Origin of the sequence: Mycobacterium sp. E1214 (genome assembly GCF_001666755.1) — a bacterium.
In the GTDB taxonomy this organism is placed as follows: Bacteria; Actinomycetota; Actinomycetes; order Mycobacteriales; family Mycobacteriaceae; genus Mycobacterium.
Window position 1 is genome coordinate 26635 of sequence record NZ_LZJC01000171.1, and the last position, 21405, is coordinate 48039.

Below are 21405 nucleotides of genomic sequence, written 5' to 3' on the forward strand. Positions count from 1 at the left end.
GTTAGTCGCCGTCTTTCCACAGTTGTTCGGTGAGATCCTGGAACACGGCGAGCACGAATTGGTCGTCGGCGCGCCGGGTGGCCGATTTGCTCATCAGCGCGCGCACCACCGAGCCGTCCTTGTGCACCAGGCCGACCACCTCGTTGGCCAGCGCGTGCACCGTCGAGAGCAGGGACTCCGACGCGGGCGCGTCGTGGAAGATCTGGTCGAAGCGCAGCGACAGGATCTCCTCGGCGTCGCAGCCCACCATCTCGGCGAACGCGCCGTTGGTGAACAGGATGCTGCCGTCGTCGCCGATGGCCAGGACGGGAACCGGAATGCGTTCCAGCACCACCAGCGCGGGCAGCTGCTTGAGGGCCGTCATCGGGGACTGCCCGGTTTGCCGATTCTGTCGTCGGTCCACGGCCCGATTATGGCCTATGGCAGAACATATGGCCGACACCAGATCGGCGACGCGACGCCATGACCACTGGTCATTTCGTTTTCGCCGGCCCGTCGTCGCTCGGTGGCTGGTACCGCGGGAACACCCCGCTCGGTGCCGGCAGCACCGTGCCCGGGGTTAGCCGAGAACCGACGGCGGCGAAGCTGCGCTGCTCGGGCGGCTGGCCCAGCAGCTCCAGCAGTTTGGCGGCGGAGTCCGGCAAGACCGGCTGGATGAGCAGCGCCGCGATGCGCACGGCCTCGCACGTCGTGTAAAGCACTGTGCCAAAACGCTGTTGGTCCGACGCGGCCGCACTCTTGCGTAACACCCACGGCTGCTGGGCGGAGAAGTATCTGTTGGCCGCGCCCAGCATCAGCCAGATGGCCTCCAGGGCCAGGTGCATGGCCTGGCTGTCGAAGGCGGCGCGCACCCGATCGAGCAGGCCGTCGGCCGCGTCGAGCAACTCGGCGTCCTCGGCGGTGAACGCGCCGGGCTCGGGGACCACGCCGTCGAGGTTCTTGGCCACCATCGACAGCGATCGCTGGGCGAGGTTGCCGAGCTCGTTGGCCAGGTCGGCGTTGATTCGGGTGACGATGGCGTCCTCGGTGTAGCTGCCGTCCTGGCCGAACGGCACCTCGCGCAGCAGGAAGTAGCGCAGCTGGTCGAGGCCGAAGGTGTCGACCAGCGCGAACGGGTCGACCACGTTGCCGATCGACTTGCTCATCTTCTCGCCGCGGTTGAGCAGGAACCCGTGCGCGAACACCCGCCGCGGCAGTTCGATCCCGGCCGACATGAGAAACGCCGGCCAGTAGACGGTGTGGAAGCGCAGGATGTCCTTGCCGATCATGTGCAGGTCGGCCGGCCAATAGCGTTGGAACAGCGGGGATTCGGTGTCGGGATAGCCGACGCCGGTGAGGTAGTTGGTCAGCGCGTCGACCCAGACGTACATGACGTGATCGGGATGGTCGGGCACCTTGACGCCCCAGTCGAACGACGTCCGCGAGATGGACAGGTCGCGCAGGCCGCCGGAGACGAAGCTGACGACCTCGTTGCGCCGCACCTCGGGGGCGATGAAGTCGGGATTGGCCTCGTAGTGGGCCAGCAACTTGTCCCCGTACGCCGACAGCCGGAAGAAGTACGTCTGCTCTTCGGTCCACGTCACCGGCGTGCCCGTCTCGACGGCGACCCGGGTCCCGTCGACCACGGCGGTCTCCGACTCGACGAAGAACCGCTCGTCGCGCACCGAATACCAGCCCGAGTAGCTGTCCAGGTAGATGTCGCCCGCGGCCTCCATGCGGCGCCAGATCGCCTTGGACGCCTCGTGGTGGTCGGCGTCGGTGGTGCGGATGAAGCGGTCGAAGGAGATGTTCAGCTTCTCCTGCAGCCGCTGGAAGACGTCGGAGTTGCGCCGCGCCAGCTGGGCCGTCGGGATGCCCTCGGCGGCCGCCGTCTCGACCATCTTCAGGCCGTGCTCGTCGGTGCCGGTCAGGAACCGCACGTCGAAGCCGTCGAGCCGCTTGAAGCGCGCGATGGCGTCGGTGGCGATGTACTCGTAGGCGTGCCCGACGTGCGGGTTGCCGTTGGGGTACGTGATCGCGGTGGTGACATAGAACGGCCTCATCGAGAAACCACCTTATTGTGTGCCCGTGAGCTCGGACCGACGACAACGCGAAGCGCCGCCCGCCCCGCCGCCGCTGGCGCCCCTGATCGACGCCCACACCCACCTCGACGCCTGCGGCGCTCACGACGCCGCGTCGGTGCGCGCCATCGTGGACCGCGCCGCGGCGGTCGGGGTGGGCGCGGTGGTCACCATCGCCGACGACCTCGACTCGGCGCGCTGGGTGACCCGCGCCGCGGACTGGGATGACCGGGTGTACGCCGCGGTCGCCCTGCACCCGACGCGCGCCGACGCCCTCGACGACGACGCGCGCGCCGAGATCGAGCGGCTGGCGGCGCACCCGCGGGTGGTGGCGGTGGGCGAGACCGGCATGGACCTGTACTGGCCCGGGCGCTTGGACGGCTGCGCCGCCCCGGACGCGCAGCGCGACGCGTTCGCGTGGCACATCGAGCTGGCCAAGCGGGCCGGGAAACCGCTGATGATCCACAATCGCGACGCCGACGCCGCGGTGCTCGACGTGCTGGCGGCCGAGGGCGCCCCACAGACCGTGATCTTCCACTGCTTCTCGTCGGACGCGGCCATGGCGCGGCGCTGTGTCGATTCCGGCTGGCTGCTCAGCCTGTCCGGGACCGTGAGTTTCCGCAATGCCCGCGCCCTGCGCGACGCCGTTTCGCTGATCCCGGACGAGCAGTTGTTGGTGGAGACGGACGCGCCTTTTCTGACGCCACATCCTTATCGCGGCGCGCCCAACGAGCCGTATTGCCTTCCTTATACTGTCCGGGCGATCGCCGAACTCGTCGGTCGGCGCCCCGAGGACGTGGCGCAGGTCACGGCGGCCAACGCCCGGCGGGTCTACGGCCTGCCGGCGCCCTAGCGGGCGCGGGCGGTAGGGAGATTCTCCTAACATCGCCGCGCCAGAGTTGCCCAACATTGGCCGGTTCGTTACCGTCTTGTGATCGAACGGTTTGGGGCTCGCCTAGGGCCCTTCATTTATGGCTTGCTGAGTAATTGTTGAGGTCGGGACGCGCGTTGAGCATAGTGACAAAACTTCATCAGAGTCCGTCGCCGATGCTGCGGTTGATCGTCGGAGGCTTGCTGGTAGTGCTGGCTTGTGCCGGCGGTTTCGCGGTTTCGGCGTGCAAGACGGTGACTCTGACGGTCGACGGCATCGCGATGCAGGTGACCACGATGAAGTCCCGGGTGCTCGACGTCGTTCAGGAGAACGGCTTCGTCGTCGACGACCGTGACGATCTCTATCCCGCCGCAGATGTCGCCGTGCGGGATGCCGGCAAGATCGTGCTACGGCGCAGCCGCCCGTTGCAGATCTCGCTGGACGGCCACGACACCAAGCAGGTGTGGACCACCGCGTCCACCGTCGACGAGGCGCTGGCCCAGCTGGCCATGACCGACACCGCGCCCGCGGCGGCCTCGCGGGGCAGCCGCGTGCCCCTGGCCGGGATGGCGCTGCCGGTCGTCAGCGCGAAGACGGTCCGCATCAACGACGGCGGCGCGATCCGCACCGTGCACCTGCCGGCGCCCAACGTCGGGGGCCTGCTCAGCGCCGCCGGCGCGCCGCTGGCCGACAGCGACCAGGTGGTGCCCGCGGCGACCACACCCATCTCCGACGGCATGGAGATCCTGGTGACCCGCAACCGGATCCAGCGGGTCACCGAGCGGACGGCGCTGCCGCCGTTCGCCCGGCGGATCGAGGACCCGGACATGAACATGAGCCGTCAGGTCGTCGAAGACCCGGGCGCGCCCGGCACGCAGGACGTCACCTACGCCATCGCGACCGTCAACGGGGTCGAGACCGGCCGGCTGCCCATCGCCAACTCGGTGATCACGCCCGCCCGTGACGCCGTGGTGCGCGTCGGCACCAAGCCCGGAACCGACGTCCCGCCGGTGGTCGAAGGCGCCACCTGGGACGCGATCGCGAGCTGCGAGGCCGGCGGTAACTGGGCGATCAACAGCGGCAACGGGTACTACGGTGGCGTGCAGTTCGATCAGGGCACCTGGGAGCGCAACGGCGGCCTGCGCTTCGCCGCGCGCGCCGACCTGGCGACCCGCGAGGAGCAGATCGCGATCGCCGAGGTGACGCGGGCGCGCCAGGGGTGGGGAGCCTGGCCCGTGTGCAGCGGACGAGCTGGTGCGAGCTGACCATCCGGCTGCTCGGGCGCACCGAGATCAGGCAGCTGGCCAGGGAGCTTGACGTACGGCCGCGCAAATCGCTCGGCCAGAACTTTGTGCACGACGCCAACACCGTGCGTCGCGTGGTGTCGACCGCCGGGGTCGGCCGCGCCGATCACGTCCTGGAGGTCGGTCCCGGGTTGGGCTCCCTGACGCTGGCCCTGCTGGAACGCGGGGCCGCCGTCACCGCCGTGGAGATCGATCCCGTGCTGGCCGCGCGGCTCCCGCAGACGGTCGCCGAGCACTCGCACAGCGAAAGCGGGCGCCTGACGGTGCTCAACCGCGACGTCCTGACCCTGCGCCGCGACGAGGTGGCCGACGCGCCCACCGCGCTGGTGGCGAACCTGCCCTACAACGTGGCCGTCCCGGCGCTGCTGCACCTGCTGGCCGAGTTCCCCTCCATCCGGGTGGTGACGGTGATGGTGCAGGCCGAGGTGGCCGAGCGCCTGGCCGCCGAGCCCGGCGGCAAGGAGTACGGCGTGCCCAGCGTGAAGGTCCGCTACTACGGGCAGGTGCGCCGCTGCGGCATGGTCTCGCCGACGGTGTTCTGGCCGATTCCCCGCGTCTACTCCGGGCTGGTCCGCATCGACCGGTACGCCAGCTCGCCGTGGCCCACCGACCCGGACTTTCGCAAGCAGGTCTTCCACCTGATCGACGTCGCGTTCGCGCAGCGCCGCAAGACCTGCCGCAACGCCTTCGTGGACTGGGCCGGGTCGGGCAACGAGTCGGCCAATCGCCTGTTGGCCGCCAGCATCGACCCCGCGCGCCGCGGCGAGACGCTGGCCATCGACGACTTCGTGCGGCTGTTGCAGCGCTCCGCCGACCCAGATCCGGAGGCGGCCAGCCCCGGGCCGGCCGACCGGCAGGCCCCGGCGCGCTGAACCCGCGGCCCGCGGGCCGTCCCGCGATAGTCTGCTGCGGTGTCAGCGTCTGACGGCAGCACCGCCGCGCAGTGGGTGCCCACCGGCTCGGTCACCGTCCGGGTGCCCGGCAAGGTCAACCTTTACCTGGCGGTCGGCGACCGCCGCGAGGACGGCTACCACGAGCTGAACACGATCTTCCACGCCGTCTCGCTGCTCGACGAGGTGACGGTCCGCAACGCCGACGTCCTCTCGCTCGAGGTCGTCGGCGAGGGCGCCGCGACGTTGCCCACCGACGAGCGCAACCTGGCCTGGCAGGCCGCCGAACTGATGGCCGAGCACGTCGGCCGGGCGCCGGACGTCTCGATCTTGATTGACAAGTCGATCCCGGTCGCCGGCGGCATGGCCGGCGGCAGCGCCGACGCCGCCGCCGTGCTGGTCGCGATGAACACGCTGTGGGAGCTGGGTCTGCCGCGCCGCGACCTGCACGCGCTGGCCGCCCGGCTCGGCAGCGACGTGCCGTTCGCGCTGCACGGCGGCACCGCGCTCGGTACCGGCCGCGGCGAGGAGTTGGCGACGGTGTTGTCGCGGAACACCTTTCACTGGGTGCTGGCGTTCGCCCACGGTGAGCTGCTGACCCGCAAGGTGTTCGCCGAACTCGACCGGCTGCGCGAGACGGGGGACCCGCCGCGGCTGCCCGGCCCGGGGCCGGTGCTGGCCGCGCTGGCGGCCGGCGACGCCGAACAGCTGGCGCCGCTACTGGGCAACGAGCTGCAGGCGGCCGCCGTGAGCCTGAACCCGGATCTGCGCCGCGCGCTGCGCGCCGGGGTCCAGGCCGGCGCCCTGGCCGGCGTCGTGTCCGGGTCCGGGCCGACGTGCGCCTTCCTGTGCTCGTCGGCCGAGTCGGCCGTGGAGGTGGGCGCCGAGGTGGCCGGGGCCGGCGTCTGCCGCACCGTGCGGGTGGCCAGCGGGCCGGTCGCCGGCGCCCGCGTGGTGCCGACGCCGACGGAAGTGTGAAAACCGCCGCAAAATCGCCAAATGCTTGGGCGGCTCCCTAAGAGGAGTTTAAGATAAGCCGCGGTGACCGAGACCATTGAGCAAGATCACACTGATTCGTCGTCCGCCGGACCTGCCGGCGGACGACTGATCGTTCGGGCGTGGCCGCGCCGCCCGCGCGCTCAGTGGGCGGCCGGGCGTCGCGCCCTCGAGGCGCCGGCACCGATTGCAGACCTGACTGCCGCCCAACCGTGGCGCGCCTGCGGTCAAGTGTTTTCCCACAGGCGGACTATCAGATCCCGGGCGCTGGGGAGCGAGCCCGAACCGAGGAGGTATGCGTGAGCAGGTTTACCGAGAAGATGTACCGCAATGCCCGGACCGTGACGACGGGCATGGTCACCGGTGAGCCTCACGAACCGGTCCGGCACACCTGGGGCGAGGTCCACGAGCGCGCCCGGCGCATCGCCGGGGGCCTGGCCGCCGCGGATATCGGCCTCGGCGACGCCGTCGGCGTGCTCGCCGGCTTCCCGGTCGAGATCGCGCCGACGGCGCAGGGCCTGTGGATGCGCGGCGCCAGCCTGACGATGCTGCACCAGCCCACCCCGCGCACCGACCTCGCCGTCTGGGCCGAGGACACCATGAACGTCATCGGCATGATCGAGGCGCGGGCCGTCATCGTCTCGGAACCATTCCTGGTCGCCATCCCGGTGCTCGAGGAGAAGGGCATCCAGGTCCTCACCGTCGGTGACCTGCTGGCCGCCGACCCGATCGACCCCGTCGAGGTGGGCGAGGACGACCTGGCGCTGATGCAGCTGACGAGCGGTTCGACGGGATCGCCCAAGGCCGTGCAGATCACCCACCGCAACATCTATTCCAACGCCGAGGCGATGTTCATCGGCGCCCAGTACGACGTCAACCACGACGTCATGGTCAGCTGGCTGCCCTGCTTCCACGACATGGGGATGGTCGGCTTCCTCACCATCCCGATGTACTTCGGGGCCGAGCTGGTCAAGGTCACCCCGATGGACTTCCTGCGGGACACGCTGCTGTGGGCCAAGCTGATCGACAAGTACAAGGGCACCATGACCGCGGCGCCCAACTTCGCCTACGCGCTGCTGGCCAAGCGGTTGCGCCGCAACGCCAAGCCCGGCGACTTCGACCTGTCCACCCTGCGGTTCGCCCTGTCGGGCGCCGAGCCCGTCGAGCCCGCCGACGTCGAGGACCTGCTGGACGCGGGCGCGCCGTTCGGCCTGCGGCCCTCGGCGATCCTGCCGGCCTACGGCATGGCCGAGACGACGCTGGCCGTCTCCTTCTCCGAGTGCGACGCCGGCCTGGTGGTCGACGAGGTGGACGCCGACCTGCTGGCCGCCCTGCGCCGCGCCGTGCCCGCCACCAAGGGCAACACCCGCCGGCTGGCGACGCTGGGGCCGCTGCTGCGCGACCTCGAGGCCCGCATCATCGACGACAACGGCGACGTGATGCCCGCCCGCGGCGTCGGGGTCATCGAGTTGCGCGGCGAAAGCCTGACACCGGGCTACCTGACCATGGGCGGGTTCATCCCGGCCCAGGACGAGAACGGCTGGTATGACACCGGCGACCTCGGTTACCTGACCGAGGAGGGTCACGTCGTGGTGTGCGGCCGCGTCAAGGACGTCATCATCATGGCGGGCCGCAACATCTACCCCACCGACATCGAGCGCGCCGCGTGCCGCGTCGAGGGCGTGCGGCCCGGCTGCGCCGTCGCCGTGCGTCTGGACGCGGGCCACTCCCGCGAGACGTTCGCCGTCGCCGTCGAATCCAACGCCTGGCAGGACCCGGCCGAGGTCCGGCGCATCGAGCACCAGGTCGCCCGTGAGGTGGTGGCCGAGGTCGACATGCGGCCGCGCAACGTGGTGGTGCTCGGGCCGGGGACCATCCCGAAGACGCCGTCGGGCAAGCTGCGCCGATCCAACTCGGTCACGCTGGTCACCTAGGGTGCTGGCGCGCGCCTACCAGGCGTGCACCCGGTTCTGCGCCGGCTCCAGGCCCAGCTCGATCAGCAGTTCGGTGGCGTCGGCCGCCTGCTCGCAGATCGTGGGGACCTCGGCGCGCTCGCCGGCGTTGAACGGCTCCAGCACGAACGCCGCGGGGTCCTTGCGCCCCGGCGGCCTGCCGATGCCGACGCGCACGCGGTGAAAGTCCTTGCTGCCCAACGCCGCAGCGATCGAGCGCAGGCCGTTGTGGCCGCCCTCCCCGCCGCCCATCTTGAGCCGGATCCGACCGAAGTCCAGGTCGAGGTCGTCGTGCACGACGACGAGGTCGGCCGGGGCCACCGAGTAGAACTTCGCCAACGGCCCCACCTGGCGGCCGGATTCGTTCATGTAGCAGCGCGGCTTGGCGACCACCACCGAACGCCCGGCCAGCCGGCCGGTGACGATTTCGGCGCCGGATCGCTTGTGCGCCTTGAATGTCGAGCCCAGCCGCGCGGCCAGCACGTCGGCGACCATGAAGCCGACGTTGTGGCGGGTGCGGGCGTAGTTGTCCCCGGGGTTGCCCAGGCCGACGACCAGTAACGGCTCGGCCACGTCGCGGACCGCCTACTCGATCTCTTCGGGCGCGCCAGCCTCTTCGGCCTCGGCCGTCTCGGCCTCCTCCTGCGCGACCTCTCCTTCGAGGTCCTCGGCGGTGGGGGCGGTGACGACGTTGACCACCAGCGTCTCCGGGTCGGAGACCAGGTTCACGCCGCGAGGCAATTCGACCTGGCCCGCGTTGATCTGAGTGCCCTCCTCGGCGCCCTCGACCGACACGGTCAGCTGCTCGGGGATGGACAGGGCCTCGGCCTCGATCTCGATGGCGTTGGCCTCCTGGGTGACCAGCGCGCCGGGGACGGGGTCGCCCTCGACGACGACGGTGACCTCGACGGTGACCTTTTCGCCGCGCCGCACGACCAGCAGGTCGGCGTGCTGGATGCTGCGCCGGATCGGGTGGATGTCGAGCGACTTGGTCAGCGCCAGCTGCTCCTTGCCCTCGATGTCGAGGGTCAGGACCGCGTTGGTGCCGGCGTGCCGCAGCACGGCCGCGAAGTCGTGGCCGGGCAGTTCGAGGTGCTGGGGATCGGTGCCGTGGCCGTAGAGGACGGCGGGGATTTTGCCGTCGCGGCGGGCCCGCCGGGACGCGCCCTTGCCGGTGGCGCTGCGCACCGTGACCTTGAGTTCGTTGCCTGCGGCGGCCTTCGCCATGCTGTCGCTCCTCGACTGCTCGTTACCTTCTGGGGGGCACGGCAAGGTCGCGACTGTGTGAAAGTCGGTCTCCGTCGATAACGGTGCTGGTCGACCAGCCACCCTCGCCGTGACGCCCGGTCAGGTTAGCGCATCCGCGCGCGAGAGGGGAAATTGGCGGCAGGCGGGTCAGGGTCAGGACGGAAGGCATGTGCAAAGTGCCCGCCTCACAGCGACAACGGCGCGCGCCGCCGCGTTGTCGCTGCGAGGCGGGCACTTCGCCTACCACCCTGGACAGGGCTCGCCGCCTACCGCCCTGGAACGGGTCCACCGCGTTGTCGCTGTGAGGCGGGCACTTTGCCTACCACCCTGGAGAGGGCTCGCCGCCACCGCCCTGGAGCGGGTCGCCGCGTTGTCGCTGTGAGGCGGGCACTTCGCCTACCACCCTGGACAGCGACCTCAGAGCGGAAACTGGGTCCCGGTGAGCTGCTCGGAGAGCTCCCACAGCGCCGCCGCGGCCGCGCCGTCCTGGGCGCGCCGGCTGCGCGCCACCGGTTGGGTGCGGCCGACCTGGCCGAATCGCGGGCCGATGAAGGTGTTGCCCGGCAGGTGTTGTGACGCCGCATACAGCGTCTGGCGTGCGCCGAAGTCGGCGTCGGTGGCGACCACCCGCGTCACGGCCGACATCATCGCGTCGCCCAGCCGCCGCCCGGACGCGCCCTGCAGATTGGTGTGCGAGTAGCCGGGGTGGGCCGCCAGCGCTCGCAGCGGGGAGCCGGCCACCCCGAGGCGCCGCTGCAGCTCCTTGGTGAACAGGAGGTTGGCCAACTTGGATTGGCTGTAGGCCAGCCACGGCGAGTAGCGCCGCTTCTTCCAGTTCAGGTCCTCGAAGTCGATGCGGCCCGCCCAGTGCGCCATCGACGACACGCTGACCACGCGGTCGGTCAGCTTGGGCAGCAGCAGGTTGGTCAGCGCGAAGTGGCCGAGGTGGTTGGTGCCGATCTGGCTCTCGAACCCGTCGACCGTCAGGGCGTACGGCGCCGCCATGATGCCGGCGTTGTTGATCAACACGTCGACCGTGTCCACCCCGTCGGCGAACCGGTGCACCGACGACAGGTCCTGCAGGTCCAGTTCGCGCACCTCGACCGGGCCGGTATGGGTGCCCCTGATGTGCAGCGCGGCCTTCTCGCCCTTGCGGACGTCGCGGACCGCCATGATCAGCGTCGCGCCCTTGCCGGCCAACTCGCGGGCCGTCACCGCGCCCAGCCCACTGTTAGCGCCGGTGATCACGACGGTGCGCCCCGCGAACGACGGCAGATCCGCCGCGGTCCAATTGGTCATGGCTGAAGAGCCTAGTGACCTGCCGCCACGACGAAGCCGTGAATGATCGTCTCGATGTCGGTGGACTGCGCGGCCGCCTGATTGGCCAGGCCGGTGATGGTCAGCTGTACCAAATAGCGCGCATGGTCGGGCGCCGAGCCGGTGGCGATGACGATCCGGTTGAAGCTGTGCAGGCGAATGCCGTCCAGGTCGTAGCTGCCCTGGATCATCGACGACGGAAACCCGTTGAACGGCGCGGTGGAGGCGTCGAGCTGCTTGAAGTTCTCGAACAGCTGCGCGTCGTCGTTGCCGCGCTTGACGACCTGGGCGGGATCGAAGTCCCCGGTCAGCTTGAACACCACCAGCCGCGCCGTCGGGTACTTGCCGCCCTGGGCAATCATCACCGTCTCGGGCGTGATGTGCGGGTTGGTGAACGGCGACCAGCCCGGCGGGGTCGGGATCGACACCGTCAGGTCGTGCAGCGACGCCGGGGCCACCTGCGTCCCGGTGACGCCGATGCTCTGCAGGTACTGCGACAGCGGGACGGGCTTCTCGGCCGCAGCGGTGCTGGTGGTCGTCGTGGTGGTCCGCGACAGAACGGATTGGTAGTCAGGCGCTTCCGGCCCGCACCCACACGTCATGGCGCCGATCGCGACCGCGGCGGCGCAGGCGCGATACAGCCGCGCCTTCACAGGATCTCGCGGACCGCGTCGATCGGCCGGGCCAGCCGGGTGCCCTTGGGTGTCACGACGAACGGACGTTCGATGAGGATGGGATGCTCGGCCATGGCGTCGAGCAGCTCCTCGTCGGCCGCCTCCGCCAAACCCAGTTCACCGTACAGCGATTCGCGTTTACGCACCGCGGCGCGAACCTCGATGCCCGCGTCGCGGATCAGCCGCGCCAGCTCCTCGCGCGACGGTGGGGTCTTCAGGTACTGGACCACCTCGGGCTCGATCCCGTTGTCGCGCAACAATTCCAGCGTCTTGCGCGAGGTGCTGCACTTGGGGTTGTGATAGATGACGGTGCCGCCCATCTAGGCGTCCCCGTCAAACAGCCCTGTCACAGAGCCGTTTTCGAAAACGGCGCGAATGGTGCTGGCCAGCAGCGGGGCGATCGACAGCACGGTCAGTTGGGGGAAGCGCTTCTCCTCGCCGATCGGCAGGGTGTTGGTGACGATGACCTCCCGGGCGCCGCACGCCGCGAGGCGCTCGGACGCCGGGTCGGACAGCACGCCATGGGTGGCCGCGATGATCACGTCCTTGGCGCCGTCGTCGTGCAGCAGCTTCACCGCACCGGCGATGGTGCCGCCGGTGTCGATCATGTCGTCGATCAGCACGCAGGTCCGCCCGGCGACCTCACCGACGACGCGGTTGGACACCACCTGGTTGGGCACCCGCGGGTCGCGGGTCTTGTGGATGAAGGCCAGCGGGACGCCACCGAGCGCGTCGGCCCACTTCTCGGCGATGCGCACCCGCCCCGAGTCGGGGGAGACGACCACCATGTTGCCGTCGGGGTAGTTGTCCCGGATGTAGCCGGTCAGCAGGTTCTGGCCGCGCATGTGGTCGACCGGGCCGTCGAAGAAGCCCTGGATCTGGTCGGTGTGCAGGTCGACGGTGACGATCCGGTCGGCGCCCGCGGTCTTGAGCAGGTCGGCGACCAGCCGGGCCGAGATGGGTTCGCGGCCGCGGTGCTTCTTGTCCTGCCGGGCGTAGGGGTAGAACGGCATGACGGCGGTGATCCGCTTCGCGCTGCCCCGCTTGAGGGCGTCGATCATGATCAGCTGCTCCATCAGCCAGCGGTTGACCGGCCACGGCGCGGACTGCAGCACGAAGGCGTCGCAGCCGCGCACCGACTCGTGGAACCGCACGAAGATCTCGCCGTTGGCGAATTCGCGGGCCGTCTGCGCGGTGACGTGGACGTCGAGCTCCTTGGCGACCTGCTCGGCCAGCTCCGGGTGCGCGCGACCGGAGAAGAGCATCAAGTTTTTGCGGTTGTCTGACCAGTCGTGGCTCAACGCACTGCCCTCGCCGTGTCGGGGTGGGGATGGGGAATGGAACGCCCCATCGTACGAAGCGAATCGTACGGAAAAGTGCCCGGGTTGCCAGATACCAAATGCACGGTGTCTATTCGGGCTCGGCGGCGGGGTCGACCGTGGGTTCGGCGGCGGGCTCGGAATTCGCGGCCGCCTTCTCCGCCGCCCGCGCGGCGGCGCTGCCCGGCCGCTTGCGCGCCACCCAGCCTTCGATGTTGCGCTGCGGACCGGCCGAGACCGCCAGCGCGCCCGGCGGGACGTCGTCGCGCAGCACCGTGCCCGCGCCCGTGTAGGCCCCGTCGCCGACCGTCACCGGGGCCACGAACATGGTGTCCGAGCCGGTGCGCACGTGGGAGCCGATCGTCGTGCGCGACTTCGAGGTTCCGTCGTAGTTGACGAACACGCTGGAGGCGCCGATGTTGCTGTGTTCGCCGATGTCGGCGTCGCCGACGTAGGTGAGGTGCGGGACCTTGGTGCCGGTGCCGATCGTGGCGTTCTTCGTCTCGACGAACGCGCCGAGCTTGCCGTCGGCGCCCAGGACGGTGCCCGGGCGCAGATACGTGAACGGCCCGACGGTGGCGCCGGCGCCCACCGACGACTCGGTGCCATGCGTCCGCACCACCGACGCGCCGTCGCCGACGGTCACGTCGGTCAGGGTGGTGTCGGGGCCGACGACGCAGCCGCCGCCGATCCGGGTGCGCCCGAGCAGCTGGGTGCCTGGGTGCACGACGGTGTCGCGCCCGATCGTCACGTCGACGTCGATCCAGGTGGTGGCGGGGTCGACGATCGTGACGCCCGCCAGCTGGTGGGCGGCGACGAGCCGGCGGTTGAGCTCGGCGCCCAGCTGGGCGAGCTGGACGCGGTTGTTGACCCCGGCCACCAGCGCGCTGTCGTCGACGTGCCGGGCGCGGATGGCCAGGCCGTCGCCGCGCAGGATGGCCACGACGTCGGTCAGGTAGAGCTCCTGCTGGGCGTTGTCGGAGCTCAGCCGGCTCAGCGCCGAGCGCAGCGCGGGCGCGTCGAACGCGTACACGCCGGCGTTGACCTCCCGGATCTCGCGCTGCGAGGGCGTCGCGTCGGCATGCTCGACGATGGCCGTGACCTCGTCGTCGGGTGTGCGCAAGATCCGGCCGTAGCCGCTGGGGTCGTCCAGCGTGGTGGTCAACACCGTCGCGGCGGCCGACCCGGCGCTGTGGCCGGCGATCAGGTCGGCCAGCGTGTCGGCGTCCAGCAGCGGGGTGTCCCCGGAGGTGACGACCACCAGGCCGGCGTAGTCCTCGGGCAGCGCGGACAGCCCGCAGCGCACGGCATGGCCGGTGCCCAGGGGGCGGTCCTGCAGGGCGACGTCGATCGGGCGGCCCAGGTCGCTGGCCAGCTCGGCGACGATCGGGGCGATGCGCTCGTTGTCGTGGCCCAACACGGTGACCAGGTGCTGCGGCGCCACCTTGGCGATCGCGTGCAGCAGGTGGGCCAGCATGCTGCGGCCGCCGAGGGTGTGCAGCACTTTCGGGGTGTTCGACCGCATGCGGGTGCCCGGTCCGGCCGCGAGCACCACGACCGCGGTGTCACCACGAGACGACATCAACCCTCCTCGAGATGCTCCGTCGCCAGGACTCGAACCTGAACTATCTGAACCAAAATCAGAGGTGCTGCCGATTACACCACGACGGATTGCGGGCGGACCGCGCCAATGACTTTAGACGGTGTGGGCGGCCGGGCGCCCCATGCGGGCCCGCCGAGCCGATACGCTGAGCACGTGGCCGTGCCGGATTCCCACACCCCGAAAGAGCCCGATAAAGAGGTGCGGGCGCCGCGGGCCCGGATGACGGGCACCGAGCGCCGCCAGCAACTCATCGGGATCGCGCGCTCGCTGTTCGCCGAACGCGGCTACGAGGGCACCTCGATCGAGGAGGTCGCGCAGCGCGCCAACGTGTCCAAGCCCGTCGTCTACGAGCATTTCGGCGGCAAAGAGGGCCTGTACGCCGTGGTCGTCGACCGCGAGATGTCCGCCCTGCTCGACGGCATCACGTCGTCGCTGACCAACAACCGGTCCCGCGTCCGGGTCGAGCGGGTGGCCCTGGCGCTGCTCACCTATGTCGAGGAGCACACCGACGGCTTCCGGATCATGATCCGCGACTCCCCGGCCTCGATCAGCTCGGGCACCTATTCCAGCCTGCTCAACGACGCCGTGAGCCAGGTCAGCTCGATCCTGGCTGGCGACTTCGCCCGCCGCGGCCTGGACGCCGAGCTGGCCCCGCTGTACGCGCAGGCGTTGGTCGGTTCGGTGTCGATGACCGCGCAGTGGTGGCTCGACACCCGCGAACCCAAGAAAGAGGTGGTGGCGGCCCACCTGGTCAACCTGATGTGGAACGGCCTGACGCACCTGGAGGCCGACCCGCGGCTGCAGGACGGTTGAGGGCCCACTCGCCGCGAGCGTAAGCGGGCCGCGATTTTCGGCCTGACTTTTCACTGTGCGCTTACGCTCGGCGAAGAGGCCAGGCGGGGAGGCGCGATGTCAGCCGCGGTCACGCGCCAGCAGGTCGGCGATGGTCTCGCGGCGGACCAGCTCGCGCGCCCGGCCGTCGCGCGCCGCGACCAGGGCCGGGCGGCACACCATCGTGTAGTTGGACGCCATGCTGTGGTGATAGGCCCCCGTGCAGGCCACGGCCAGCAGGTCACCGGCCCGCAGGTCGATGGGCAACTCGACGTCGACGGCGATCTCGTCGCCCGATTCGCCATGCCGACCGGCGACGGTCACGCGGTGGCGGGCGCCCACCGGATGCCGGTTGGCCAGCGCGACGGTGCACCGGGCGCCGCGCGGCGCGACCCGCGGGTGGTCGCTCATACCGCCGTCGACGGCGACGACGGTGCCGCCACCCGGCCGGGCCTTCACCGAGCACACCCGGTACAGCGTGACCCCGGCCCGGCCGCTGATGGCCCGGCCCGGCTCCACCACGACCGTCGGCCGGGGGAAGTGCTCCGCGGCGCAGGCCTCGTCCAGGGCGTCCTCGATGGCCGCGTTGAATGCCGGCAGGTCCAGCTCGCGCTCGCCCGGGGCCGACGGGACGGCGTGCCCGCCCCCGATGTTGAGCTCGGTGAGGATCACCCCGTGCCGGCCCCGGATGTCGGCCATCGCGGCGATCAGCCGGCGGATCGCGGCACCGAACTGCGCCGGGTCGCCGACCTGCGGGCCGATCTGGCAGTGCAGCCCGACGAGGTCGAGGATCGGGTGCGCCAGCACCCGCGTGACGGCCTCGGCGGCGTGGTCGTCGGCGAGGGTGGAACCGGGCACCCGCACCAGCACCGGCTGGCGGCGTCGGGCCAGGCCGGCCAGGTACGCGACCTCGATGCCGGAATCCACCACGATGCGCCCGACCCCGACGCGCACGTCGTCGCGCAGCTCGTCGGGGGTCTTGGCGTTGCCGTGCAGGATGATCCGGGCCGGGTCCACGCCGCCGGCCAGCGCGGTGGCCAGCTCGCCGTTCGAGCAGACGTCGATGCCCAACCCCTCGTCGCGGGCCCACCGGGCGACCGCGGAGGTCAACAGTGACTTGCCGGCGTAGACGACCTGGGCGTCGCGCAGCGCCTTGCGGTAGCGGCGGGCCCGCTCCCGGAAGTCGGTTTCGTCGATCACGTACGCCGGGGTGCCGAACTCGTCGGCGATGTCGACCAGGGGGACCCCGCCGACGCAGAGCCTGCCCTCCTCGTCGGGACGGGCGGTGACGGGCCACACCGTCGGATCGAACCGTGGGGGAGCCGCCTGGCCGAGCGACGGCAGGATGTCGAGCAACGTCATGAGTCCACGCTGCTCCCGCGCGGCCCCGGCCGGCGCCTCCCTGACGGATCCTTGACGCCCCCGGCGCCGATCCTGACGAACTTCGGCGCGTCTTGCGGCCCCCTAGAATGGAATTCATCATGACCGCACCGGGGGCTGCTAGCCCAGAAACCCCGATCGCGGGGCTCGTTGAATTGGCGCTCACCGCGCCGACCTTCACCCAGCTCATCGACACCGCGGCCGCACGGCCGGCCGAACTGAGCCTGGTGGGTCCTGCCAGCGCGCGGCTGTTCGCGGCCGCCGCCCTGGCGCGGTTGGGGCCTCTGCTGGTAGTCACCGCGACCGGGCGCGAAGCCGACGACCTGACCGCCGAACTGCGCGGCGTCCTGGGTGACGCCGTCGCCGTCTTCCCGTCCTGGGAGACCCTCCCGCACGAACGCCTCTCGCCCGGCGTCGACACCATCGGCACCCGGATGATGGTGCTGCGCCGGCTCGCGCACCCCGACGACGCGCGGCTGGGCCCGCCGCTGCAGGTGGTCGTGACGGCGGTGCGGTCGTTGCTGCAACCCATGACCCCGCAGTTGGGCCTCGTGGAACCCGTCACATTCAGCGTCGGGCAGGAGATCGAGTTCGAGGCCGTCATCGCCCGGCTGGTCGAGCTGGCCTACACCCGGGTCGACATGGTGGGCCGGCGCGGCGAGTTCGCCGTGCGCGGCGGCATCCTCGACGTCTTCCCGCCGACCGCGGAGCACCCCGTCCGCGTCGAGTTCTGGGGCGACGAGGTCAGCGAGATGCGCATGTTCGCCGTCGCCGACCAGCGCTCCATCCCCGAGATCGAGGTGGACTCGGTGATCGCGGTCGCCTGCCGCGAGCTGCTGCTCACCGACGACGTGCGGGAACGGGCCGCCGCACTGGTCGCGCAGCATCCCGCGGCCGAGCCGGCCATCACGGGCGGCGTCAGCGACATGCTGGCCAAGCTCGCCGAGGGCATCCCGGTCGACGGCATGGAGGCGCTGCTGCCGGTGCTGTGCCCGGGCAAGCACGCGCTGCTGATCGACCAGCTGGCCCCGCGGACCCCGCTGTTGGTGTGCGACCCCGAGAAGGTGCGCACCCGCGCCGCCGACCTGATCAAGACCGGCCGGGAGTTCCTCGAGGCGGCGTGGTCGGTGGCCGCCCTGGGCACCGATGCGCCGGTCGACGCCGAGCAGTTCGGCGGCTCCGGGTTCGCCGAGCTCGACGACGTGCGGGCCGCGGCGGCCGGCTCCGAGCACCCGTGGTGGACGCTGAGCCAGCTCTCCGATGAGGCGGCGCTGGAGCTGGACGTGCGGCCGTCGCCGTCGGCGCGCGGCCACCAGCACGACATCGACAGCATCTTCGCGATGCTGCGCGCCCACGTCTCGACGGGCGGCTACGCGGTGGTGGTCGCGCCCGGCACCGGCACCGCCCACCGCGTCGTCGAGCGGCTGGCCGAGTCGGAAACCGCCGCCGGCATGCTGGACTGCGGCGCGGCGCCCAAGGCGGGCGTCGTCGGTGTGCTCAAGGGGCCCCTGCACGAGGGTGTCGTGATCCCCGGCGCCAACCTGGTCGTCATCACCGAGACCGACCTGACCGGCAGCCGGGTGACCGCCGTCGAGGGCAAGCGCCTCGCGGCCAAGCGGCGCAACACCGTCGACCCGCTGGCGCTGACGGCCGGCGACCTGGTGGTGCACGACCAGCACGGCATCGGGCGGTTCGTGGAGATGACCGAGCGCACCGTCGGCGGCGCCCGCCGCGAATACCTGGTGCTGGAATACGCGTCCAGCAAGAGGGGCGGGGGTTCCGACAAGCTCTACGTGCCCATGGACTCCCTCGACCAGCTGTCGCGCTACGTCGGCGGGCAGGCGCCGGCGCTGTCCAAGCTGGGCGGCAGCGACTGGACGAACACCAAGACCAAGGCCCGGCGGGCCGTGCGCGAGATCGCCGGGGAGCTGGTGTCGCTGTACGCCAAGCGGCAGGCCAGCCCGGGTCACGCCTTCGGGCCGGACACGCCCTGGCAGGCCGAGATGGAGGATGCGTTCGGCTTCACCGAGACCGTCGATCAGCTCACGGCCATCACCGAGGTCAAGGCCGACATGGAAAAGCCGATCCCGATGGACCGGGTGATCTGCGGCGACGTCGGCTACGGCAAGACCGAGATCGCGGTGCGGGCGGCGTTCAAGGCCGTGCAGGACGGCAAGCAGGTCGCGGTGTTGGTGCCGACCACGCTGCTGGCCGACCAGCACCTGCAGACGTTCACCGACCGGATGACCGGGTTCCCGGTGACCGTCAAGGGGCTGTCGCGGTTCACCGACAACGCCGAGTCGCGCGCCGTGATCGAGGGCCTGGCCGACGGCTCGGTCGACGTCGTCATCGGCACGCACCGGCTGCTGCAGACCGGCGTGCGCTGGAAGGACCTCGGCCTGGTCATCGTCGACGAGGAGCAGCGGTTCGGCGTCGAGCACAAGGAGCACATCAAGAGCCTGCGCACCCACGTCGACGTGCTGACGATGAGCGCCACCCCGATCCCGCGGACCCTGGAGATGAGCCTGGCCGGCATCCGCGAGATGTCGACCATCCTCACCCCGCCCGAGGAGCGCTACCCGGTGCTGACGTATGTCGGCCCGCACGACGACAAGCAGGTGGCCGCCGCGCTGCGACGCGAGCTGCTGCGCGACGGGCAGGTGTTCTACGTGCACAACCGGGTCAGCTCGATCGACCGCGCGGCGGCCCGGATCCGGGAGCTGGTGCCCGAGGCCCGCGTGGTGGTCGCGCACGGGCAGATGCCCGAGGACCGGCTGGAACGCACCGTGCAGGGGTTCTGGAACCGGGAGTACGACATCCTCGTGTGCACCACGATCGTGGAGACCGGCCTGGACATCTCCAACGCCAACACGCTGATCGTGGAGCGCGCGGACACCTTCGGCCTCTCGCAGCTGCACCAGCTGCGCGGCCGCGTCGGGCGCAGCCGGGAACGGGGCTACGCCTACTTCCTGTACCCGCCGCACACGCCGCTGACCGAGACGGCGTACGACCGGCTGGCCACCATCGCGCAGAACAACGAGTTGGGCGCGGGCATGGCGGTCGCGCTGAAGGACCTGGAGATCCGCGGCGCCGGCAACGTGCTGGGCGTCGAGCAGTCCGGGCACGTGGCGGGGGTGGGCTTCGACCTGTACGTCCGGCTGGTCGGCGAGGCCGTCGAGGCCTACCGCGCGGCGGCCGACGGCCAGACGGTCACCACCGCCGAGGAGCCCAAGGACGTCCGGATCGACCTGCCGGTGGACGCGCACCTGCCGCCGGACTACATCGCCAGTGACCGGCTACGCCTGGAGGCGTACCGGCGGCTGGCCGCCGCGGCCGACGACGCCGCGGTGGATGCGGCGGTCGAGGAGCTCGTCGACCGCTACGGGGCGCTGCCCGAACCGGCCGAGCGGCTGGTGGCCGTCGCCCGGTTGCGGCTGGTGTGCCGCGCCGCCGGGATCACCGAGGTGTCGGCGCCGTCGGCGACGACGGTTCGGCTCTCCCCGCTGACGCTGCCGGATTCGGCGCAGGTGCGGCTCAAGCGGATGTATCCGTCGGCGAACTACCGCGCCACGACGAACACGGTGCAGGTGCCGATACCGCGCGCGGGCGGCGTGGGGGCGCCGCGGCTGCGCGACGTCGAGCTGGTGCAGATGGTGGCCAATCTGGTCACGGCGCTGCAAGGTAAACCGCAGACGGATGTTGGTATAACGAGTGAATTACCTGCGTCGATGGCCAGTGAGGGGCGGCAAGCGCGATGATCGGTGCCCGCGACGACGCCGTGGGGGTACCGCCCGCTTGCGGCCGACGAAGCGATGAGGAGGTGCGCTCATGATCGTCGTGTTGTTCGACCCGCGCCGCCCGTCGCTGGTGCCCGTCGAGGCCATCGAGCACCTGAGCGGCGAGGTGGAGTACACCGAGGAGATGCCGGTCGCGGTGCCGTGGTCGCTGCGCTCGGCGCGGCCGGTGCACTCCGGTGACCCCGACGCCCCGGCCCCGGTCCTGCTGTCGTCCGACCCCGAGCACCCGGCCGTCACCGCCCGGCTGGCCGCCGGCGCCCGGCTGATCGCGGCGCCCGAGACGCCGCGCGGCGAACGGCTCGTCGATGCCGTCGCGATGATGGACAAGCTGCGCACGGCGGGGCCCTGGGAGAGCGAGCAAACCCACGATTCGTTGCGCAGGTTCTTGTTGGAGGAGACCTACGAGCTGCTCGACGCGGTGGGCAGCGGTAGCGCCGAGCAGTTGCGCGAGGAGCTCGGCGACGTGTTGCTGCAGGTGCTCTTCCACGCCCGCATCGCCGAGGACGCGCCGCAGTCCCCGTTCACCATCGACGACGTGGCCGCGGCGCTGATGCGCAAGCTGGGCAATCGGGTGCCGGGAGTTCTTGCCGGACAGTCGATTTCGCTCGAGGAGCAGCTGGCGCAGTGGGAGGAGCGTAAGGCCGCCGAGAAGCCCCGCACATCGGTGATGGACGAGGTGCACACCGGTCAGCCCGCGTTGGCGCTGGCGCAGAAGGTGATTCAGCGCGCCGCCAGGGCCGGCGTGCCGGCCGACCTGGTGCCCGCGGCGATCACCTCCGTGACGGTGTCGGCCGACGTCGATGCCGAAAGCGCTTTGCGCGCGGCGGTTCTGGACTTCGTCGACACGGTCCGCGCCGTGGAGAAGCGGATCGCCGCCGCCCGCCGCGGATCGGGCTTTCCCGACGAGTTCGACGTCGCCCGCCTCGACGACGTCAGCGAGGCGGAATGGCGCGGCCATTGGCCGGGCGCCGAGGCCTTGGCGGGCGCCGAGGCCTTGGCGGTCGTCGACGCTCCGACGCCGGCCGACGCCCCGACGCCCCACGAGGTCCCCGAGGCCGGCGCTCCGGGCGCCCCCCAAGACGGCACCGAGCCGGCCGCGGACGCCGTCTGATCGCCGTCGCTGCGGGCCGGGCCAGCTAATCGCGGCGTTGCGGATTCGGCGG

Annotated in this window: 18 protein-coding genes and 1 tRNA gene; 8 read left to right on the plus strand and 11 right to left on the minus strand. The window is 71.0% G+C overall.

The window, feature by feature from the left end:
* Position 1: 1 nt before the first annotated feature.
* On the minus strand, positions 2-364 hold the full coding sequence (locus A5700_RS24470; protein WP_068065233.1) for a PAS domain S-box protein: 363 nt from the start codon (positions 362-364) through the stop codon (positions 2-4).
* A 109-nt stretch (positions 365-473) separates the two neighbouring features.
* Complete coding sequence (gene metG / locus A5700_RS24475; RefSeq protein WP_068065226.1) at positions 474-2042, minus strand: methionine--tRNA ligase; 1569 nt, start codon at positions 2040-2042, stop codon at positions 474-476.
* 19 nt (positions 2043-2061) lie between these two features.
* Between metG and A5700_RS24480 the strand changes: the two genes are divergently transcribed.
* From A5700_RS24480 to A5700_RS24500, 5 genes are all read left to right on the plus strand, one after another.
* On the plus strand, positions 2062-2913 hold the full coding sequence (locus A5700_RS24480) for a TatD family hydrolase (protein WP_068065224.1): 852 nt from the start codon (positions 2062-2064) through the stop codon (positions 2911-2913).
* A 194-nt stretch (positions 2914-3107) separates the two neighbouring features.
* On the plus strand, positions 3108-4196 hold the full coding sequence (locus A5700_RS24485) for a resuscitation-promoting factor (protein WP_068065221.1): 1089 nt from the start codon (positions 3108-3110) through the stop codon (positions 4194-4196).
* A complete protein-coding gene (gene rsmA, locus A5700_RS24490) occupies positions 4160-5107 on the plus strand; it encodes a 16S rRNA (adenine(1518)-N(6)/adenine(1519)-N(6))-dimethyltransferase RsmA (protein WP_068065603.1) in 948 nt (315 codons plus the stop codon). The genes A5700_RS24485 and rsmA overlap by 37 nt, the downstream gene beginning before the upstream one ends.
* Positions 5108-5146: 39 nt before the next feature.
* Positions 5147-6103, plus strand: a complete 957-nt coding sequence (locus A5700_RS24495) for a 4-(cytidine 5'-diphospho)-2-C-methyl-D-erythritol kinase (RefSeq protein ID WP_068065217.1) — start codon at positions 5147-5149, stop codon at positions 6101-6103.
* A 317-nt stretch (positions 6104-6420) separates the two neighbouring features.
* Positions 6421-8055: a fatty acyl-AMP ligase gene (locus tag A5700_RS24500; protein WP_068065215.1), complete on the plus strand. Its 1635-nt coding sequence runs from the start codon at positions 6421-6423 to the stop codon at positions 8053-8055.
* Between the two features lie 15 nt (positions 8056-8070).
* On the opposite strand, the gene pth is transcribed toward A5700_RS24500, so the two are convergent.
* The 8 genes from pth to A5700_RS24540 all read right to left on the minus strand — a co-directional run bounded on the left by pth (position 8071) and on the right by A5700_RS24540 (position 14302).
* Positions 8071-8646: an aminoacyl-tRNA hydrolase gene (gene pth / locus A5700_RS24505; protein WP_068065213.1), complete on the minus strand. Its 576-nt coding sequence runs from the start codon at positions 8644-8646 to the stop codon at positions 8071-8073.
* Between the two features lie 12 nt (positions 8647-8658).
* Positions 8659-9300 (minus strand): 50S ribosomal protein L25/general stress protein Ctc, encoded by a 642-nt coding sequence (locus A5700_RS24510; protein WP_068065210.1) that lies wholly within the window; start codon positions 9298-9300, stop codon positions 8659-8661.
* A 438-nt stretch (positions 9301-9738) separates the two neighbouring features.
* Positions 9739-10620 (minus strand): oxidoreductase, encoded by an 882-nt coding sequence (locus A5700_RS24515; protein ID WP_068065209.1) that lies wholly within the window; start codon positions 10618-10620, stop codon positions 9739-9741.
* A gap of 11 nt (positions 10621-10631) precedes the next feature.
* Positions 10632-11240, minus strand: a complete 609-nt coding sequence (locus A5700_RS24520) for an LpqN/LpqT family lipoprotein (RefSeq protein WP_068065601.1) — start codon at positions 11238-11240, stop codon at positions 10632-10634.
* Between the two features lie 47 nt (positions 11241-11287).
* Positions 11288-11632, minus strand: coding sequence for an arsenate reductase (glutaredoxin) (gene arsC / locus A5700_RS24525; protein ID WP_068065208.1), 345 nt, complete (start codon positions 11630-11632; stop codon positions 11288-11290).
* Positions 11633-12613: a ribose-phosphate diphosphokinase gene (locus A5700_RS24530; protein WP_068065207.1), complete on the minus strand. Its 981-nt coding sequence runs from the start codon at positions 12611-12613 to the stop codon at positions 11633-11635.
* Positions 12614-12722: 109 nt separating this feature from the next.
* Entirely contained in the window at positions 12723-14213 is a 1491-nt protein-coding gene (gene glmU / locus A5700_RS24535; RefSeq protein WP_068065205.1) for a bifunctional UDP-N-acetylglucosamine diphosphorylase/glucosamine-1-phosphate N-acetyltransferase GlmU, read from the minus strand.
* A gap of 17 nt (positions 14214-14230) precedes the next feature.
* Positions 14231-14302: transfer RNA gene (locus A5700_RS24540), tRNA-Gln, on the minus strand.
* Between the two features lie 151 nt (positions 14303-14453).
* Here A5700_RS24540 and A5700_RS24545 point away from each other — a divergent pair.
* The gene (locus A5700_RS24545; protein ID WP_068065204.1) at positions 14454-15047 is read left to right on the plus strand and encodes a TetR/AcrR family transcriptional regulator; all 594 of its coding nucleotides are present in this window, start codon (positions 14454-14456) and stop codon (positions 15045-15047) included.
* 99 nt (positions 15048-15146) lie between these two features.
* Here A5700_RS24545 and A5700_RS24550 read toward each other — a convergent pair whose 3' ends face one another.
* Positions 15147-16427 carry a diaminopimelate decarboxylase gene (locus A5700_RS24550; RefSeq protein WP_068205090.1) on the minus strand — a complete coding sequence of 427 codons (1281 nt, stop codon included), beginning with the start codon at positions 16425-16427 and terminating at the stop codon, positions 15147-15149.
* A gap of 119 nt (positions 16428-16546) precedes the next feature.
* Here A5700_RS24550 and mfd point away from each other — a divergent pair, with 119 nt between their 5' ends.
* Both mfd and A5700_RS24560 read left to right on the plus strand, forming a co-directional pair.
* Positions 16547-20203 (plus strand): transcription-repair coupling factor, encoded by a 3657-nt coding sequence (mfd, locus tag A5700_RS24555; protein ID WP_197502712.1) that lies wholly within the window; start codon positions 16547-16549, stop codon positions 20201-20203.
* Positions 20204-20273: 70 nt separating this feature from the next.
* Positions 20274-21353, plus strand: a complete 1080-nt coding sequence (locus A5700_RS24560) for a nucleoside triphosphate pyrophosphohydrolase (protein ID WP_082960324.1) — start codon at positions 20274-20276, stop codon at positions 21351-21353.
* Positions 21354-21405 lie beyond the last annotated feature (52 nt).

Excerpts from the sequence above, each read along its gene's own strand:
- arsC (WP_068065208.1), bottom strand. The coding sequence starts at position 11,632 with ATGGGCGGCACCGTCATCTATCACAACCCCAAGTGCAGCACCTCGCGC.
- A5700_RS24485 (WP_068065221.1), top strand. The coding sequence starts at position 3,108 with ATGCTGCGGTTGATCGTCGGAGGCTTGCTGGTAGTGCTGGCTTGTGCC.
- glmU (WP_068065205.1), bottom strand. The coding sequence starts at position 14,213 with ATGTCGTCTCGTGGTGACACCGCGGTCGTGGTGCTCGCGGCCGGACCG.
- mfd (WP_197502712.1), top strand. The coding sequence starts at position 16,547 with ATGACCGCACCGGGGGCTGCTAGCCCAGAAACCCCGATCGCGGGGCTC.
- A5700_RS24510 (WP_068065210.1), bottom strand. The coding sequence starts at position 9,300 with ATGGCGAAGGCCGCCGCAGGCAACGAACTCAAGGTCACGGTGCGCAGC.
- A5700_RS24550 (WP_068205090.1), bottom strand. The coding sequence starts at position 16,427 with ATGACGTTGCTCGACATCCTGCCGTCGCTCGGCCAGGCGGCTCCCCCA.
- A5700_RS24520 (WP_068065601.1), bottom strand. The coding sequence starts at position 11,240 with ATGACGTGTGGGTGCGGGCCGGAAGCGCCTGACTACCAATCCGTTCTG.
- metG (WP_068065226.1), bottom strand. The coding sequence starts at position 2,042 with ATGAGGCCGTTCTATGTCACCACCGCGATCACGTACCCCAACGGCAAC.
- A5700_RS24515 (WP_068065209.1), bottom strand. The coding sequence starts at position 10,620 with ATGACCAATTGGACCGCGGCGGATCTGCCGTCGTTCGCGGGGCGCACC.
- A5700_RS24545 (WP_068065204.1), top strand. The coding sequence starts at position 14,454 with ATGACGGGCACCGAGCGCCGCCAGCAACTCATCGGGATCGCGCGCTCG.
- A5700_RS24470 (WP_068065233.1), bottom strand. The coding sequence starts at position 364 with ATGACGGCCCTCAAGCAGCTGCCCGCGCTGGTGGTGCTGGAACGCATT.
- A5700_RS24560 (WP_082960324.1), top strand. The coding sequence starts at position 20,274 with ATGATCGTCGTGTTGTTCGACCCGCGCCGCCCGTCGCTGGTGCCCGTC.